A 15065-nucleotide genomic window follows, 5' to 3' on the forward strand; every position below is an offset into this window, starting at 1 on the left:
AGAGCGAGACGTTTCATGCGTCCAATGCATGAAACTGCCATAATCGATCCCATGGTGCATGAACGCAGCTCAGGGCCTCGGCTGTCACCGAGTAGTTACGAAGAAGACATCCGGGCCGTGCTCGCGCCCCGCCTCGCGTACTTCGAGGCGGTCGCCCGCCACGAGCATGTGACCCGCGCCGCACACGAGCTCGGCGTTCCGCAGTCCACGCTCTCGCGCGCCATGGTCCGGCTCGAAACGGACCTGGGCGTCGCCCTGTTCGCCCGCAAGGGCCGCACCGTCTCGCTCACCCCGGCGGGCCGCACCTTCCTCGGCTCGGCGGAACGGGCCCTGGCCGAGGTGGAGAAGGCCGCCGACTCGGTCCGGGCGGACGCCGACCCGACGGCGGGCCGGGTCTCCTTCGGCTTCCTGCACACCATGGGCTCGGAGACCGTGCCCGCCCTGATCCGAGCCTTCCGGGTCGACCACCCCAAGGTCCGCTTCCAGCTCGTGCAGAACTACGGCGAGGCGATGATCGAGCGGCTGCGCGCGGGCGGCCTCGACCTCTGCCTCACCTCACCCGTTCCCGACGCCCCCGACCTGGTCGCCCGCCGCCTCGACGAACAGCGGCTGCGCCTGGTGGTCCCCGACGACCACCGCCTCGCCTCCCGCCGCCGGATCCGCCTCGCGGAGGCCGCCGACGAGACGTTCGTGACGCTGGAGCCGGGTTACGGGCTGCGCCGGATCACCGACGACCTCTGCGCGGAGGCGGGCTTCACCCCACGGGTCGCCTTCGAGGGCGAGGAGGCGGAGACCCTGCGCGGACTGGTCGCCGCCGGGCTCGGGGTGGCCCTGCTGCCGCCGCCCGCGGTCGCCCGCCCCGGCGTCGTCGAACTGACGGTCACCGCACCGCGCGCGGCCCGCGAGATCGGCGTCGCCTGGCTGGACGGACACCCCGACACCCCGCCGGTCGCCGCCTTCAAGCGCTTCCTGCTCTCACGCCGGGGGAACCTGCTGCCGGACTGAGGGGAACAGCCGGGCCGAGGGGAGCAGCCGGACTGAGGGGAGCCGGGGGCGAGGGGAACAGCCGGGGCCGAGGGGAACAGGTGCGCGAGAATGGCCCGGTGAACCGCGCCTCCCCTCCCTATCCGCACCCGCATCCGCAGTCGCCCGGACTCCCGAGCCTGAAGGGCGTCGTCTTCGCGTCCGTCGTCGGCTCGGTGATGGTGCTCGCCGCCGCCGTCCTGTTCGCGCTGCTGCCCGGGTCGCTCTCCGAGGCCGCCGACTTCCGGGCCGCACGGCCGTGTTCGGAGGTCGCCGCGCCCGAGAGCGGCGACTGCCTCTCCGAGTGGCCCGCCACCGTCGTCTCCACCTCGACCGGCCGGTCGAACAAGGCCGTCACCAACTGGGTCACGCTCGACGGCGAGGCCGAGGAACCGCCGTTCAGGGTACGGATGCGGGGCCACGGGCCCGTCTGGGAGAAGCTGGCGCCCGGGGACCGGGTCACCGTGCTGTCCTGGCGCGACGTGGTGTGGGCGGTGGAAGCGGGGGAGCTGCGCCAGGACACGACCGCCGGGCCGGGCCGCGACGCGACCGTCCGACTGGCCATGGGGCTCGCCCTGTTGATCGTCGGCGGCGTCTTCCTGCGGGGAGCCGGGTGGCTGCACCGCCGCCGTGCCACCCGCGCCACGGACACCCCCACCGCACAGGTCGTCGTGGTGATGGCGGCGACCCTGCTGGCGGCCGGCATCGCCGTCACCGCGGCCACCGCCACGGACACCCTCTGGCTCGTCCTGCTGGTCGCCGCCGTCGGCTGCGCGGCCGCCTGGACGGCCACGGCGCTGCTGCTCCGGGGGCTCGTGCGGCGGCGGCAGGCCTGAGCCCACCCCGATCCGGCACCCGTATCAGTGCCGCAGCGACCGCCCGAACCCGGCGGCCAGCGGCATCCGCAGGCCCAGCGGCGGCGGTGCGGCGAGCGCGTCCGCGACCGGGCGGGCGTAGGACCGGGCGAAGAGCGAGCCGCGGACGAAGTCGGCGGCCAGCGCCACCACTTCGGAGCGGTGCTGGCGCAACGCGTGCCCGTCCGAGTGCACCTCGAAGCGACAGGTGTCCCGGTTGGACTTCTTCGCCCGCTCGGCCAGCCGGTAGGACAGCTCCGGGTCGGTGCGCTCGTCGTTGGTGCCGTGCACGATCAGCACCCGCCGCCCCATCAGCTGCTTCACCGGCTCCGGTCCGTCCGCCGTCCGCTCCGGCAGCCACGGGGCCATCGCCAGCACCGAGGTGACCGCGCCGTGCCCGGCGGCCCGCAGCGCCGCCCGTCCGCCCATCCCGTGCCCGACCAGGCAGACGGGCACATCGCCGTACCGCCGCTGTACCTCGTCGGCGGCCCACGCGGCGTCCTCGGCGGGATGCGCGTCGTCCGCGTTCCAGCCGCGGCAGCGGTAGCGCAGCACATGCACCGCGAGCCCGTCGCCCACCCCGGCACGGGCCAGGGAACGGGCGAACGGCAGCTGTACCGCGTACGACAGGGTGGAGGGGCGGCGGCGTGAGTCGGCCTCGCCGTCCGGGAGCAGCAGAACCACGCCGCTGACCTCGTCCGTTGCTCCGGCCGTCTGTACGGCCCGTCCCAGCCTGGCTTCGGGCAGGGGAAGTGCGCGCTGTGCCATGACAGAACAGTGTCAGAAGGCGAGGTGTACTCCACCCGACTTCGCGGTCACTGTTACGCATCGACACGAGGCGCTCTACGCGCGTAGGCGCTAGAGTGCCAAGATGACGAGCCAGACCCCGAATGTCCCTGATTCCGACCAGATCCGGCGCGCCCCCAAGGTGCTGCTCCACGACCACCTCGACGGCGGCCTGCGGCCGGGCACCATCGTCGAGCTGGCCCGCGCGCAGGGTTACGACTCCCTCCCCGAGACCGAGGCCGACAAGCTCGGCATCTGGTTCCGCGAGGCCGCCGACTCCGGCTCGCTGGAGCGCTACCTGGAGACGTTCGCCCACACCTGCGCCGTCATGCAGACCCGTGAGGCGCTGTTCCGGGTGGCCGCCGAGTGCGCCGAGGACCTCGCCGAGGACGGTGTCGTCTACGCCGAGATCCGTTACGCCCCCGAGCAGCATCTGGAAGGCGGCCTGACCCTCGAAGAGGTCGTCGAGGCCGTCAACGAGGGCTTCCGCGAGGGCGAGCGCATCGCCCGGGCCAACGGCCACCGCATCCGCGTCGGCGCCCTCCTCACCGCGATGCGGCACGCCGCCCGCGCCCTGGAGATCGCCGAACTCGCCAACAGCTACCGCGACCAGGGCGTCGTCGGCTTCGACATCGCGGGCGCCGAGGCCGGGTTCCCGCCCACCCGCCACCTCGACGCGTTCGAGTACCTCAAGCGCGAGAACAACCACTTCACGATCCACGCGGGCGAGGCCTTCGGTCTGCCGTCGATCTGGCAGGCCCTCCAGTGGTGCGGCGCCGACCGGCTCGGCCACGGAGTGCGGATCATCGACGACATCGAGGTCGCCGAGGACGGCTCGGTCACCCTCGGCCGCCTCGCCTCCTACGTACGCGACAAGCGCGTCCCGCTGGAGATGTGCCCGACCTCCAACCTCCAGACCGGCGCGGCCACCTCGTACGCCGAGCACCCCATCGGGCTGCTGCGCAAGCTGCACTTCCGGATCACCGTGAACACGGACAACCGGCTGATGAGCGGGACGAGCATGAGCGGAGAATTCGAGCGGCTGACCGAGGCCTTCGGATACACGCTCGACGACATGCAGTGGTTCACAGTCAATGCGATGAAATCAGCATTCATTCCTTTCGACGAACGTCTCGCGATGATCAATGACGTCGTCAAGCCCGGATACGCCGAGCTGAAGTCGGAGTGGCTTTTCCGTCAGACCGCTGTGACCAGTGGTTCTGCGGCCTCCGGAGGCTGAGGGACGCGACACGTGAAAGGGCCGGGAGGAGAAATCCCGGCCCTTTTCCGCGTGTCGCGATGTTTGCGGAGTGAGCTGCGGGATGGCTAGCTTGCAGAGCCGCTCACATCCCCTTCCCCAAGGATGAATTCTCCATGAAGAAGTCTGCTGCCAAGACTCTCGGTGTCGCCGCTCTCGGCGCCGCTTTCGCCGCTGCCGCCGCCGGCAGCGCCTCCGCCGCCCCCTCGCTGCCGCTGGACACCGCGGCCGGGGCGCTCCCCGTCTCGACGATGGCGCTCGACACCGTCGCCAAGGCGGCCCAGAACGCGCCGGTCCAGGACACCGTCGGCAAGGTCCTCGGCGGCGACGCCACCGACGCGGCCGCCCCGGTCACCGGCCTGCTCGGCGGACTGCCCACCCAGGGCCTCTCCGCCAACGGGATCCCGCTCGGCGGCTGATCCGGCCGAACAGGCCGATCCGGCCCAACAGGCTGAACCGGCCGTACAGGCCGATCCGGCCGTACAGGCCGATCAGCCCCGAGCGCCGGGCCTCCGGCGCCACCCGCACATGCCAGTGGGGCGCACACCCTGATCCAGGGTGTGCGCCCCACTGTGCGTATCCGCTCCCCGTGTCGCTGCGCGTCACCAGGCCGTCGCGGAGGAGGCGGACTTCTCCGAGGGCAGCAGCGCCCACAGCGCCAGGTAGAGCAGGAACTGCGGACCGGGCAGCAGGCAGGAGACGACGAAGATGACGCGCATCGTGCTCGTGGAGATACCGAAGCGCCGGGCGAGGCCCGCGCAGACTCCACCGATCATGCGGCCTTCGCGGGGGCGGACAAGTGCGGCAGCCATGGCGGGCTCCTTCGCGAACCGTAGCGGCGGGAGCAGCTTTCCCTGCTCCCCGATGTATCCATGGTGCCGCCGCGAAGGGGGACAAAGCATCGCTCTACGGTGCGAGGCCGACCCCGGTAATCGTCGGGGTCGGCCCCCCAGGGGCCTCGTCCCTGAGACGGGTCTCGTGACGGAAGTAGGGCAGATCCCGCACCCCGGGAAGTCCCGCGCGGCGCAGCCGCGCCCGGCAGACCGGCACGACCAGCAGATGGGCCAGCACCACCCCGGTGGTGTTCAACAGCAGCGAGTCGATGTCGACGACCTGACCGGGCACCCCGGTCTGGCCCAGCTCGATGGCCAGCGAGATCAGCGCCCCGGCGGTGACCGTACGCAGCAACGAGACCCAGGGCGAGACGAAGATCCGCCCCCCGGCCATCGGCAGCAGCACCCCGAGCGGGGCCAGCAGCAACAGCGCACCGCCGATCCGGCGGGTCGCCTCGGCCGGTCCCAGCGCGAGATCCGCCCTGATCCCGGCGAGCGGCTCGAAATTCGCCGCCGTGATCCAGGGAACGTCCAGCGGGCGCAGCGTCAGCCACCCGACGAACAGCAGATGCGCGACAAGGAGAGTGACGCCCGCCGCGCGGAAGTGGATGACGGTCTGGCCGTCCGAACTGTGACGCACGCCCACCAAGACGCCATGACCGGCAGGATCGGTTCCGTACCGCCGCGGCCGCGTACGAACAGCGCTCCCGGTCCGCGTCAGTCCAGCCGGAGCGCGTCCGGGGTGGCCAGGTCGCCCGGCCGGGTCTTCGTCTGCGAGGTGCACAGATAGCCGCGCGGCGGGTAGTCCCCGGGCCCGCCCAGCACCACCGAGCCGTCCCGGACCAGCGTCTCGCTCTCCGCGTACGTGCACACCAGCTGGGCCAGCGCCTCCGCCGACAGGTCCTCCGGCTGACTGCTCAGCCGCAGGGCGCCCGCCGGGTCGCCGTCCTTGGCCGGATCCACCCGCAGCCCCGCCGGAACCGCGGTGGTGAACCCGGCCCGCCGCTCGCTCGCGGGCGGCGCCTGCTGGACCTCCTTCAGCAGCGCGCGGGCGACCGCGATCCGGTCGGTGCCGACCGCGTCCGCCGTCACCGGACGGTCCACGGTGACCAGCTGCGAGGCGCACACCAGATACACCTCGGCGGTCACACTGTCCGGCGACCGGGTGGTCACGTCGGAGGGCGACAGCCGGCACGGCACCCGGGAGGGCGCGGCCCCCGCGTCCACCGGCACCGAGGTCGTACGGATCCCGCACCCGGAGGCCAGCGCCGCGGCCGCCAGCAGGACGGCCAGCGGGACGGCCGTGCGCCGCCGCAGCGGGCTCCGCCTCCGGTACGTCACATCGCCGCGCTTCACGTCGCCCCGTCCTCGTCCGCGGCCCCCGCGCCCGCCTCGTCGTTCCGTGCGAGCTTCTCGGCGTCGCGCGGCAGCCGCAGTTCGAAGACCGCACCGCCGTCCGGGGAGTTCGCCGCCGTGATGTCACCGCCGTGGATGTGCGCGTTCTCCATGGCGATGGAGAGGCCGAGCCCGCTGCCCTCCGACCGCGGCCGGGAGGCGCTGGCCTTGTAGAACCGGTCGAAGACGTGCGGCAGCACGTCCTCGGGGATGCCCGGACCGTGGTCCCGTACCTCGATGACCAGCTCCTCGCCCTCGGTCCGCACCCGGACGCCCACCGGCGAACCCCCGTGCTTGAGGGCGTTGCCGATCAGATTGGCCAGGATCACATCCAGCCGGCGCGGGTCGAGCCGGACCATCATGCCGCGCTCCGCGTCCAGGTCCACCGCGTCCAGCCAGGCCCGCGCGTCGATGCACGCGGTCACCTGGTCGGCGACGTCGACGGTGTCCAGCACCAGCCGGGCCGTGCCCGCGTCGAAGCGGGTCACCTCCATCAGGTTCTCCACCAGGTCGTTCAGCCGCCGGGTCTCGCTGACCACCAGATGCACGGCGGGCGCGATCATCGGATCGAGGGTGTCCGCCTCGTCCTCCAGCACCTCCGCCACCGCGGTGATCGCGGTCAGCGGGGTGCGCAGCTCGTGCGACATGTCGGCGACGAACCGGCGGCTCGCCTCCTCCCGCGCGCTCATGTCCGCGACCTTCTTCTCCAGCGAGCTCGCCGTTCTGTTGAACGTACGGGAGAGATCGGCGAGTTCGTCCGTGCCGGAGACGGTGAGCCGGGTGTCGAGCTTGCCCTCGCCGAGCTTGCGGGCCGCGTCGCCGAGCCGCTGCACCGGGCGCAGCACCGTCGTCGCGGCGGCCTGCGCGAGCAGCGCCGAGCCGACCAGCGCCAGGGCGGTGGCGATCCCCAGCGACCAGGCCAGCGAGTTGAGGTCCTGCCGCTCCTGGTCCAGGGACTTGAGCATGTAGCCGGTCGGGCCGCCGCCGATGATCCGCGTACCGGCGACCAGATACGGCGTGCCCGCGATGCTCGTCCGCTGCCAGAACAGGTGGTACTCGTGCTCGTTGCTCGACGTCAGCGGCTGCTTGCGGGCCACCTGCTCGCGCAGCGAGTCCGGTACGTCGGACAGCGTGAAGGTGTCCAGGTCGGAGTAGCCCACGATCGGCTTGCCGCGCTCCCGCTCGGCCTCCAGCAGCACGCTGTAGCCTGGGCTGCTGGACGCCATCTCCCCGGCGGCCCGCTGAAGATCGTCCTTGGTGGGACGCGTCGGCAGCCCCGCCGCGGTGTCCTGCATCTGCCGGCGGAAGTCGTCGAGCGCGGTGTCCTGGGTACGGGTCAGCACGGCCTCGCGGTTGAGCCAGTACGCGATCCCCGACGCGGACACCGCGGCCGTCAGCGCCACCAGCGCGAAGACCACGACGAGCCGCAGCCGCAGACTGGTCCAGCGCAGCCCGGCGCGCAGGGACCGCTTGGCGGTTTCGGTCACTGAGGCGAGTCCAGCCGATAGCCCACGCCCCGCACCGTACGGATCAGGGTCGGCGAGGACGGCACGTCCTCCACCTTCGCGCGCAGCCGCTGCACACAGGCGTCCACCAGACGGGAGTCGCCCAGGTAGTCGTGCTCCCACACCAGGCGCAGCAACTGCTGCCGGGACAGGGCCTGGCCGGGCCGGCGGCTCAGCTCCAGCAGGAGCCGCAGCTCGGTCGGCGTGAGCTGCAGGTCCTCCCCGTCCTTGGTGACGGTCATGGCGGAGCGGTCGATCACCACGTTGCCGAAGGTCGCCGAGTCGGTCGACTCGCGCTCCCCGCGGCGCAGCACCGCCCGGATCCGGGCGTCCAGCACCCGGCCCTGGACAGGTTTCACCACATAGTCGTCCGCGCCGGACTCCAGTCCCACCACGACGTCGATGTCGTCGCTGCGCGCGGTCAGCAGAATGATCGGCAGTTGGTCGGTGCGGCGGATCCGCCGGCACACCTCGAAACCGTCGATCCCGGGCAGCATCACATCCAGCACGACCAGGTCGGGCCGCTGCTCGCGCAGCAGCTCCAGGCCGTCCTCTCCCGTCGCCGCGGTGGCCACACGGTGGCCCTGGCGTGACAACGAGAGTTCGAGGGCCGTGCGGATGGCGTCGTCGTCCTCGATCAGCAACAGGAAAGGCACGAGCGTCATTCTGGCCCATGGTGGCGCTTCAGTTCGACCTGTGGCCCGGTCCGATTGTCCGGGCACGGCCGCAACCGCCCCTGTGACAGGCCTGTGACAGTCGGGGGACAGCGCCATGAAACTGCCCCGGCAAGCTCTTGGTCAGCAAGGAACGAACGGACTCCACCGATAGGGGGCGCGAGATGAACGCACTGCACAGCACCAGCTCAAGCGCAGTTGTCACGCGTCTCCACGACGTCGGCCGGAGCATGGAGAAGTCCGGTGCAGCGGGGGGTACCTCCCTGCTCGAGCGCAGCCGAGAGCTTGGGGGAGTACGGGGGTGTGTTCGGAGCACCGGGCGTCAGCACCAGACGGCTGCGGAGCAGGTGCGCATGCCGTACATGGCGGTGGTCGACGCACCCAAGGGGGCGGCGAGCGCGTACGGGGAGGCCACGGGGGATCGCGGAACCCGGACGGAGAACGCGGACGCCGAATCGGCGTTCACGGCCTACGTCCAGGAGCGACGGGCCTCCCTGTACGCGACCGCCTACCACCTGACCGGCGACCGGTTCGAGGCCGAGGACCTGCTGCAGAGCGCCCTCTTCTCGACCTACCGGGCGTGGGACCGGATCAGCGACAAGGCGGCGGTCGGCGGCTATCTGCGCCGCACCATGACCAATCTGCACATCAGCGCCTGGCGCAGGCGCAAGCTCAACGAATACCCGACCGAGGAACTGCCGGAGACGGTGGGCGACACGGACGCGATGCGCGGCACGGAGCTGCGGGCGGTGCTGTGGCAGGCACTCGCCCGGCTGCCCGAACTCCAGCGCACGATGCTGGTCCTGCGGTACTACGAGGGCCGCACCGACCCGGAGATCGCGTCGATCCTCGACATCAGTGTCGGCACGGTGAAGTCCAGCATCTGGCGCTCCCTGCGCCGGCTGCGCGAGGACGAGGTCCTCAGCTTCGGACGTGACGAGCAGGAGTCCTTCGGCGAGCTGGTGGCCTGAGGCTGGGCCCTCCGCTTCGGGGGAGGCGGGGGCCACGGGGGAAGTACGGGGGAGCAGTAAAAACGGGGACCGAGGGGACCCGGGGGAACACGGGGGAAACACAGCGGGGTCGTACAGGCCGGGGGGGCCTGTACGACCCCGCTGGTCATTCCGGTCCGCACATCCAGCCCCTCCGGCGTCCACCTTCCAGCGCCTCCGGGGCCGCACATCCAGCCCCTCCGGAGTTCCCTTTCCAGCCCCTCCGGCGTTTGAGGAGCGGGGTCCGGGGCGGAGCCCCGGTTACGGGAAGGGGCGGGGCGGGGAGAAGGCCCGCCGCAGGCACACCCCCCGGGCTACGACGCCCGCGCCGCAGGAGCCCGCCGACACCGCCCCGCCGCAGCCGCGGCGAACCGCCCCAACGCCTCCTCCTTGCCACAGGGATACGCCCCCAGGGCCGTCTGACGGGCCACGATGCGCCGCTCGGCCCGCATCAGCCGCCAGCCGCGCCGCAGCAGGAACGGCACCGACTTGCGGCCCTCGCGCAGATCGCGCACCAGCCGGCGGCGGAACGTCGTGGACGGGCGGCCGCGCAGGCACAGCGCGTCCGCCAGCAGGCCCAGTTCCTGGCAGCGCTGCACGATGTCCGCCGCGAAGATGCCCTCCGCCACGAACAGCGGCGACCGCTCGATGTGGAAGGTCTCGTGGTCCGTACGGGAGCTGGTGGCGATGTCGTACACCGGAACGTCCGTACGGCCGCACCGGCACAGCTCGGCGATGGCGGCCACCGCCGCGTCCGCGTCCCAGGACGCGACGGAGTCCCAGTCGATGTCCGTGGAGCCGGGCACCCGGGGCAGCGTCGGGTCGCCCGTCTCCTTGTAGAAGTCGTCGAGGCGCAGCACCGGAAGGCCGGTGCGGGCGGCCAGGACGGACTTGCCGGAGCCGGAGGGGCCCGCGAGCAGCACGACGCGGGTCGGGATCGGGAGGGAACGGGAACTCACAGAACAGAAGTGTGAGGCATTGACCCGCGCAGGGGACCCCTCGGGCCTCCTGTTGGTATCCAGCATCACACCTCAACTACTCTGCGCGTACGGACGATTACCCGACCAGGCTCGATCAGGTGGAAAACATGGCACTTCATGCACGTAAGCCCGAACGTCGCGCCCTGCTGCGCGCCGGTCTGACCTTCACCGCGCTGGGGGCCGCCCTGGGGGCCGGTGCGGGCGCCGCGCAGGCCGTCCAGCTGCCGGCCGCGGCCGAGGTCCCGGAGCAGGGCGTCTCCGCCCTCCAGGCGGTCGGTGAGACGGCCGGGCCCGCGGTGACCAGCGCGCTCGGGACCTCGCTGGCCAGCAGCGTCGCCCCGATCACCGACCTTCAGCTGGACCCGCTGGCGGGCACCGGGGTGGATCCGCTCGACAACGCCGTGGGCACCCAGATCGCCGACTTCAAGCCGGTTACCACGGCGATCGTCACCGACCCGATCACCAGCGGCGGCGCGCTGAGCGATCTGCCCGTGGTGGGGTCGGTGACCAAGCTCGTCACCGGCTGACGCACGCGGACACGGCGAACGGGGCCGCCCCGGGGTGGGAGGGCGGCCCCGTCCGGGCACCTGGTGGGCGGTCCGTACTCAGTACGAGGAGCCCGCGGCTCCCAGCGCGCCCGTCGGGTGCCACACCGTCTTGGTCTCCAGGAAGGCCGTCAGGCGGTGCGTGCCGGGGGAGGCCGACCAGTCGGCGGAGTCCGACGCGCCGTCCGCGTCCACAGGCTGTGGACGCAGGACGCGCTTCAGGTTGTCCGCCGCGGCGATCTCCAGCTCCTTGGCCAGCGCGGTGTCCGCGCCGGTGAGGTCGATCGCGTTGACGTCCTGGTGGGCGGCGAGCGGGGCCGCCAGCTCCGCCGTGCCGCCGGACAGGATGTTGACCACGCCGCCGGGAACGTCCGAGGTGGCCAGTACCTCGCCCAGCGACAGCGCGGGCAGCGGGGCGTCCGCCGAGGCGATGACGACCGCCGTGTTGCCGGTCGCGATGACCGGGGCGATCACCGAGACCAGGCCGAGGAACGACGACTTCTGCGGTGCCAGGACCGCGACGACGCCCGTCGGCTCCGGGGTGGAGAGGTTGAAGAACGGGCCCGCGACCGGGTTGGCCCCGCCCGCGATCTGGCCGATCTTGTCGGTCCATCCCGCGTACCAGACCCAGCGGTCGATCGCCGTGTCCACCACGGCCGCCGCCTTGGACTTCGACAGCCCCTCGGACGCGGCCACCTCGCGGACGAACTGGTCCTTGCGGCCCTCCAGCATCTCCGCGACGCGGTAGAGGACCTGGCCGCGGTTGTACGCGGTCGCGCCCGACCAGCCGCCGAACGCCTTGCGCGCGGCCACGACCGCGTCGCGCGCGTCCTTGCGGGAGGACTGCGGCGCGTTGGCGAGCCACTGGCCCTTGGAGTCCGTCACCTCGTACACCCGGCCGCTCTCGGAGCGGGGGAACTTGCCCCCGACGTACAGCTTGTAGGTCTTGAAGACGCCAAGTCGGTTGTTCTCAGACATCGAGGTACGCCTCCAGGCCGTGGCGGCCGCCCTCGCGGCCGAAGCCCGACTCCTTGTAGCCGCCGAACGGCGACGTCGGGTCGAACTTGTTGAACGTGTTGGCCCAGACGACGCCCGCGCGGAGCTTGTTCGCCACCGCGAGGATGCGGGAGCCCTTCTCCGTCCAGATGCCGGCCGAGAGGCCGTACTGACTGTTGTTGGCCTTGGCGACCGCCTCGTCCGGGGTGCGGAACGAGAGCACCGAGAGCACCGGGCCGAAGATCTCGTCACGGGCCACCGTGTGGGCCTGGGTGACGTTCGTGAAGAGCGTCGGCGCGAACCAGTAGCCCGACGACGGCAGTTCGCACGGCGCGCTCCAGCGCTCGGCGCCCTCCGCCTCGCCGGTCTCCACCAGGGAGGTGATCCGGGCCAGCTGCTCGGCGGAGTTGATCGCGCCGATGTCGGTGTTCTTGTCCAGCGGGTCGCCGAGCCGGAGGGTCGAGAGCCGGCGCTTCAGCGCGTCCAGCACCTCGTCCTGGACCGACTCCTGGACCAGCAGCCGGGAGCCCGCGCAGCAGACCTGGCCCTGGTTGAAGAAGATGCCGGTGACGATGCCCTCGACGGCCTGGTCGATCGGGGCGTCGTCGAACACGATGTTCGCGCCCTTGCCGCCCAGCTCCAGGGTGACCTTCTTGTCCGTGCCCGCGACGGAGCGCGCGATGGCCTTGCCGACGGCGGTCGAACCGGTGAAGGCGACCTTGTTGACGTCCGGGTGCGTGACGAGGGCCTCGCCCGCGTCCCCGTATCCGGTGAGGATGTTGACGACACCCTTGGGCAGCCCGGCTTGGCGGCAGATGTCCGCGAAGAAGAGCGCGGAGAGCGGCGTCGTCTCGGCGGGCTTCAGCACCACCGTGTTGCCCGTGGCGAGCGCCGGGGCGATCTTCCACGCGAGCATCAGCAGCGGGAAGTTCCACGGGATGACCTGGCCCGCCACGCCCAGCGGCCGGGGGTTCGTCCCGTAGCCCGCGTGGTCCAGCTTGTCGGCCCAGCCCGCGTAGTAGAAGAAGTGCGCGGCGACCAGCGGGAGGTCCGCGTCGCGGGTCTCCTTGATCGGCTTGCCGTTGTCGAGGGTTTCGAGAACGGCGAGCTCGCGGCTGCGCTCCTGGATGATCCGGGCGATCCGGAACAGGTACTTCGCGCGCTCGGAGCCGGGCAGCGCCGACCACTTCTCGAACGCCTTACGTGCTGCCTTCACGGCCCGGTCCACGTCCGCCGCGCCCGCCTGGGCCACCTCGGAGAGGACTTCCTCGCTGCTCGGCGAGATCGTCTTGAAGACCTTGCCGTCGGCGGCCTCGGTGAACTCGCCGTCGATGAACAGCCCGTAGGACGGGGCGATGTCGACGACGGAACGGGACTCCGGCGCCGGTGCGTACTCGAATGCGGATGCCATGGCTATCAGTCCACCGTCACGTAATCGGGGCCGGAGTAACGGCCGGTGCTGAGCTTCTGGCGCTGCATCAGCAGGTCGTTGAGCAGGCTGGACGCGCCGAACCGGAACCAGTGCCGGTCCAGCCAGTCCTCGCCCGCCGTCTCGTTCACCAGGACGAGGAACTTGACCGCGTCCTTGGTGGTGCGGATGCCGCCGGCCGGCTTCACACCGATCTGTACGCCGGTCTGCGCCCGGAAGTCGCGCACGGCCTCCAGCATCAGCAGCGTGTTGGCCGGGGTGGCGTTGGTGGCCACCTTGCCGGTCGAGGTCTTGATGAAGTCCGCGCCCGCGAGCATCCCGATCCAGGAGGCCCGGCGGATGTTGTCGTACGTGGACAGCTCGCCGGTCTCGAAGATCACCTTGAGGCGGGCGGCCCCGCACTCCGCCTTCACGGCGAGGATCTCCTCGTACACCTTCAGGAACCGGCCGGAGAGGAACGCCCCCCGGTCGATCACCATGTCGATCTCGTCGGCCCCGGCCGCCACGGCGTCGCGGACGTCCGCGAGCTTGACGTCCAGCGCGGCACGGCCCGCCGGGAAGGCGGTCGCCACGGACGCCACCTTCACTCCGGAGCCGGCCAGGGCGGCGGCGGCGGTGGCCGCCATGTCGGGGTAGACGCAGACGGCCGCGGTGCGCGGGGTCGTGCGGTCGGTGGGGTCGGGGTTGACGGCCTTGGCGGCGAGAGCCCGGACCTTGCCCGGGGTGTCCGCGCCTTCCAGCGTCGTCAGGTCGATCATCGAGATGGCGAGATCGATGGCGTACGCCTTGGCCGTCGTCTTGATCGAACGGGTTCCGAGGGAGGCGGCGCGCGCTTCGAGGCCGACGGCGTCGACGCCGGGCAGCCCGAACAGGAAGCGGCGCAGCGCACTGTCGGACGCCGTCGCGTCGGAAAATGCGGGAGCAGTGGTGGGCATGGTCACCAGAGGAGCATATCTACGCGCGTAGCGACCTGTACAGGGGGCCGGGCCATCCGTGCGATCCGCCTCCCCTCGGCCGCCGCGGCCCACCGCTCCGCCGCCCTCCGCGCCCGTCAGGCAGAATCGGCCCCATGACGAGCCCCACACCTCCCGCGGAGCAGCCGCCCGCGACCCGGACCTACCGTTCCGTCGCCGCACTGGTCTGCGGTTCGCTGCTGCTTGTGCTGATCGCCTGGATGGCCGGGGACGCCATGATCCGGGGCGAGGGCCGGGTGCCGTGGCTCGCGGTGGCCGCGCTGCTCCTCGTGGTGCCGCTGGTCGTGGCGTTCACCCTGCGGCCCGCCGTCTTCGCGGACGACGAGCGCATCCGGATCCGCAACCCGTTCCGGACGATCCAGCTCCCCTGGACCGAGGTCGCCGACGTACGCGCCTCGTACTCCTCCGAGCTGCTCGCCCAGGACGGCACGAAGTACCAGCTGTGGGCGATCCCCGTCTCGCTGCGCGCCCGCAAGCGCGCGGCCCGCACCGCCGCCCGCGCGGCGCACGACGACCCCTACGGCCGTACGTCGGTCAGCGCCGACGTCCGCGACTCCGCCGCGCGCACCGCGTCCGCCGACCAGACCGTCCGCGACCTGCGGGACATCGCGGAGCGGGCCGGTGACACGACCGCCGAGGGCGCGGACCGGGGCTCCGTGCGCTGGGCGTACGAGGTGATCGCCCCGGCCGTCGCCGGAGCCGTCCTGCTCGTGGTGGTCGGGGCGATCGGCTGAGGCCGCCGCCACCGAACGCCGAAAGGGCCGGCGCCCCTCCTGGGGGCGCCGGCCCTTTCGTGCTGGGCGGCGCGTCCGCTGCGTGCGACG

17 protein-coding genes are annotated in these 15065 nt (G+C 71.8%); 7 read left to right on the top strand and 10 right to left on the bottom strand.

All coding sequences use genetic code 11. The features are described 5' to 3' along the window. Positions 1-51 precede the first annotated feature (51 nt). On the top strand, positions 52-1005 hold the full coding sequence (locus G3I54_RS23575; RefSeq protein WP_164616861.1) for a LysR family transcriptional regulator: 954 nt from the start codon (positions 52-54) through the stop codon (positions 1003-1005). Between the two features lie 98 nt (positions 1006-1103). Beyond that, the gene (locus G3I54_RS23580; RefSeq protein WP_164616862.1) at positions 1104-1859 is read left to right on the top strand and encodes a hypothetical protein; all 756 of its coding nucleotides are present in this window, start codon (positions 1104-1106) and stop codon (positions 1857-1859) included. A 24-nt stretch (positions 1860-1883) separates the two neighbouring features. Here G3I54_RS23580 and G3I54_RS23585 read toward each other — a convergent pair whose 3' ends face one another. Continuing rightward, entirely contained in the window at positions 1884-2645 is a 762-nt protein-coding gene (locus G3I54_RS23585) for a dienelactone hydrolase family protein (RefSeq protein ID WP_164616863.1), read from the bottom strand. 103 nt (positions 2646-2748) lie between these two features. Between G3I54_RS23585 and G3I54_RS23590 the strand changes: the two genes are divergently transcribed. Continuing rightward, positions 2749-3903, top strand: a complete 1155-nt coding sequence (locus tag G3I54_RS23590; protein ID WP_164616864.1) for an adenosine deaminase — start codon at positions 2749-2751, stop codon at positions 3901-3903. Positions 3904-4037: 134 nt separating this feature from the next. Further along, positions 4038-4340 carry a hypothetical protein gene (locus G3I54_RS23595; RefSeq protein WP_030084645.1) on the top strand — a complete coding sequence of 101 codons (303 nt, stop codon included), beginning with the start codon at positions 4038-4040 and terminating at the stop codon, positions 4338-4340. Between the two features lie 183 nt (positions 4341-4523). Here G3I54_RS23595 and G3I54_RS23600 read toward each other — a convergent pair whose 3' ends face one another. The 5 genes from G3I54_RS23600 to afsQ1 all read right to left on the bottom strand — a co-directional run bounded on the left by G3I54_RS23600 (position 4524) and on the right by afsQ1 (position 8310). Continuing rightward, positions 4524-4733, bottom strand: coding sequence for a PspC domain-containing protein (locus tag G3I54_RS23600; RefSeq protein WP_164616865.1), 210 nt, complete (start codon positions 4731-4733; stop codon positions 4524-4526). 94 nt (positions 4734-4827) lie between these two features. Continuing rightward, a complete protein-coding gene (locus tag G3I54_RS23605) occupies positions 4828-5400 on the bottom strand; it encodes a VanZ family protein (RefSeq protein ID WP_164616866.1) in 573 nt (190 codons plus the stop codon). A gap of 71 nt (positions 5401-5471) precedes the next feature. Beyond that, positions 5472-6110 carry a hypothetical protein gene (locus G3I54_RS23610; RefSeq protein WP_164616867.1) on the bottom strand — a complete coding sequence of 213 codons (639 nt, stop codon included), beginning with the start codon at positions 6108-6110 and terminating at the stop codon, positions 5472-5474. Further along, a complete protein-coding gene (locus G3I54_RS23615) occupies positions 6107-7636 on the bottom strand; it encodes a HAMP domain-containing sensor histidine kinase (RefSeq protein ID WP_164616868.1) in 1530 nt (509 codons plus the stop codon). Before G3I54_RS23615 ends, G3I54_RS23610 begins: the two co-directional genes overlap by 4 nt. Next, a complete protein-coding gene (gene afsQ1 / locus G3I54_RS23620) occupies positions 7633-8310 on the bottom strand; it encodes a two-component system response regulator AfsQ1 (protein ID WP_006127084.1) in 678 nt (225 codons plus the stop codon). Before afsQ1 ends, G3I54_RS23615 begins: the two co-directional genes overlap by 4 nt. Positions 8311-8492: 182 nt before the next feature. On the opposite strand from afsQ1, the gene G3I54_RS23625 reads away from it, so the two are divergent. Continuing rightward, positions 8493-9299 (top strand): SigE family RNA polymerase sigma factor, encoded by an 807-nt coding sequence (locus G3I54_RS23625; RefSeq protein ID WP_164616869.1) that lies wholly within the window; start codon positions 8493-8495, stop codon positions 9297-9299. A 332-nt stretch (positions 9300-9631) separates the two neighbouring features. Here G3I54_RS23625 and G3I54_RS23630 read toward each other — a convergent pair whose 3' ends face one another. After that, a complete protein-coding gene (locus tag G3I54_RS23630) occupies positions 9632-10342 on the bottom strand; it encodes a uridine kinase (RefSeq protein WP_164616870.1) in 711 nt (236 codons plus the stop codon). Positions 10343-10404: 62 nt separating this feature from the next. On the opposite strand from G3I54_RS23630, the gene G3I54_RS23635 reads away from it, so the two are divergent. Beyond that, entirely contained in the window at positions 10405-10824 is a 420-nt protein-coding gene (locus G3I54_RS23635) for a hypothetical protein (protein ID WP_103512210.1), read from the top strand. Positions 10825-10902: 78 nt separating this feature from the next. Here the strand turns inward: G3I54_RS23635 and G3I54_RS23640 are convergent, their stop codons facing one another. Genes G3I54_RS23640 through deoC form a run of 3 tightly spaced genes read right to left on the bottom strand, consistent with a single transcriptional unit; the run spans position 10903 to position 14202 of the window. Next, complete coding sequence (locus G3I54_RS23640; protein WP_164616871.1) at positions 10903-11820, bottom strand: aldehyde dehydrogenase family protein; 918 nt, start codon at positions 11818-11820, stop codon at positions 10903-10905. Further along, positions 11813-13249 (bottom strand): aldehyde dehydrogenase family protein, encoded by a 1437-nt coding sequence (locus tag G3I54_RS23645; protein WP_164616872.1) that lies wholly within the window; start codon positions 13247-13249, stop codon positions 11813-11815. Before G3I54_RS23645 ends, G3I54_RS23640 begins: the two co-directional genes overlap by 8 nt. A 5-nt stretch (positions 13250-13254) precedes the next feature. After that, positions 13255-14202, bottom strand: a complete 948-nt coding sequence (gene deoC, locus G3I54_RS23650) for a deoxyribose-phosphate aldolase (RefSeq protein ID WP_164616958.1) — start codon at positions 14200-14202, stop codon at positions 13255-13257. A 134-nt stretch (positions 14203-14336) separates the two neighbouring features. Here deoC and G3I54_RS23655 point away from each other — a divergent pair, with 134 nt between their 5' ends. Then, positions 14337-14975, top strand: a complete 639-nt coding sequence (locus G3I54_RS23655; protein ID WP_164616873.1) for a PH domain-containing protein — start codon at positions 14337-14339, stop codon at positions 14973-14975. The last annotated feature ends 90 nt before the right edge of the window (positions 14976-15065 follow it).

The organism is Streptomyces sp. SID14515 (assembly GCF_010548505.1).
Lineage (GTDB): Bacteria > Actinomycetota > Actinomycetes > Streptomycetales > Streptomycetaceae > Streptomyces > Streptomyces caviscabies.

Coding starts and splice junctions, on each gene's coding strand:
- deoC (WP_164616958.1), bottom strand. CDS start 14,202: ATGCCCACCACTGCTCCCGCATTTTCCGACGCGACGGCGTCCGACAGT.
- G3I54_RS23630 (WP_164616870.1), bottom strand. CDS start 10,342: ATGCTGGATACCAACAGGAGGCCCGAGGGGTCCCCTGCGCGGGTCAAT.
- G3I54_RS23625 (WP_164616869.1), top strand. CDS start 8,493: ATGAACGCACTGCACAGCACCAGCTCAAGCGCAGTTGTCACGCGTCTC.
- G3I54_RS23585 (WP_164616863.1), bottom strand. CDS start 2,645: ATGGCACAGCGCGCACTTCCCCTGCCCGAAGCCAGGCTGGGACGGGCC.
- G3I54_RS23655 (WP_164616873.1), top strand. CDS start 14,337: ATGACGAGCCCCACACCTCCCGCGGAGCAGCCGCCCGCGACCCGGACC.
- G3I54_RS23600 (WP_164616865.1), bottom strand. CDS start 4,733: ATGGCTGCCGCACTTGTCCGCCCCCGCGAAGGCCGCATGATCGGTGGA.
- G3I54_RS23645 (WP_164616872.1), bottom strand. CDS start 13,249: ATGGCATCCGCATTCGAGTACGCACCGGCGCCGGAGTCCCGTTCCGTC.
- G3I54_RS23640 (WP_164616871.1), bottom strand. CDS start 11,820: ATGTCTGAGAACAACCGACTTGGCGTCTTCAAGACCTACAAGCTGTAC.
- G3I54_RS23575 (WP_164616861.1), top strand. CDS start 52: ATGGTGCATGAACGCAGCTCAGGGCCTCGGCTGTCACCGAGTAGTTAC.
- G3I54_RS23590 (WP_164616864.1), top strand. CDS start 2,749: ATGACGAGCCAGACCCCGAATGTCCCTGATTCCGACCAGATCCGGCGC.
- G3I54_RS23635 (WP_103512210.1), top strand. CDS start 10,405: ATGGCACTTCATGCACGTAAGCCCGAACGTCGCGCCCTGCTGCGCGCC.
- G3I54_RS23595 (WP_030084645.1), top strand. CDS start 4,038: ATGAAGAAGTCTGCTGCCAAGACTCTCGGTGTCGCCGCTCTCGGCGCC.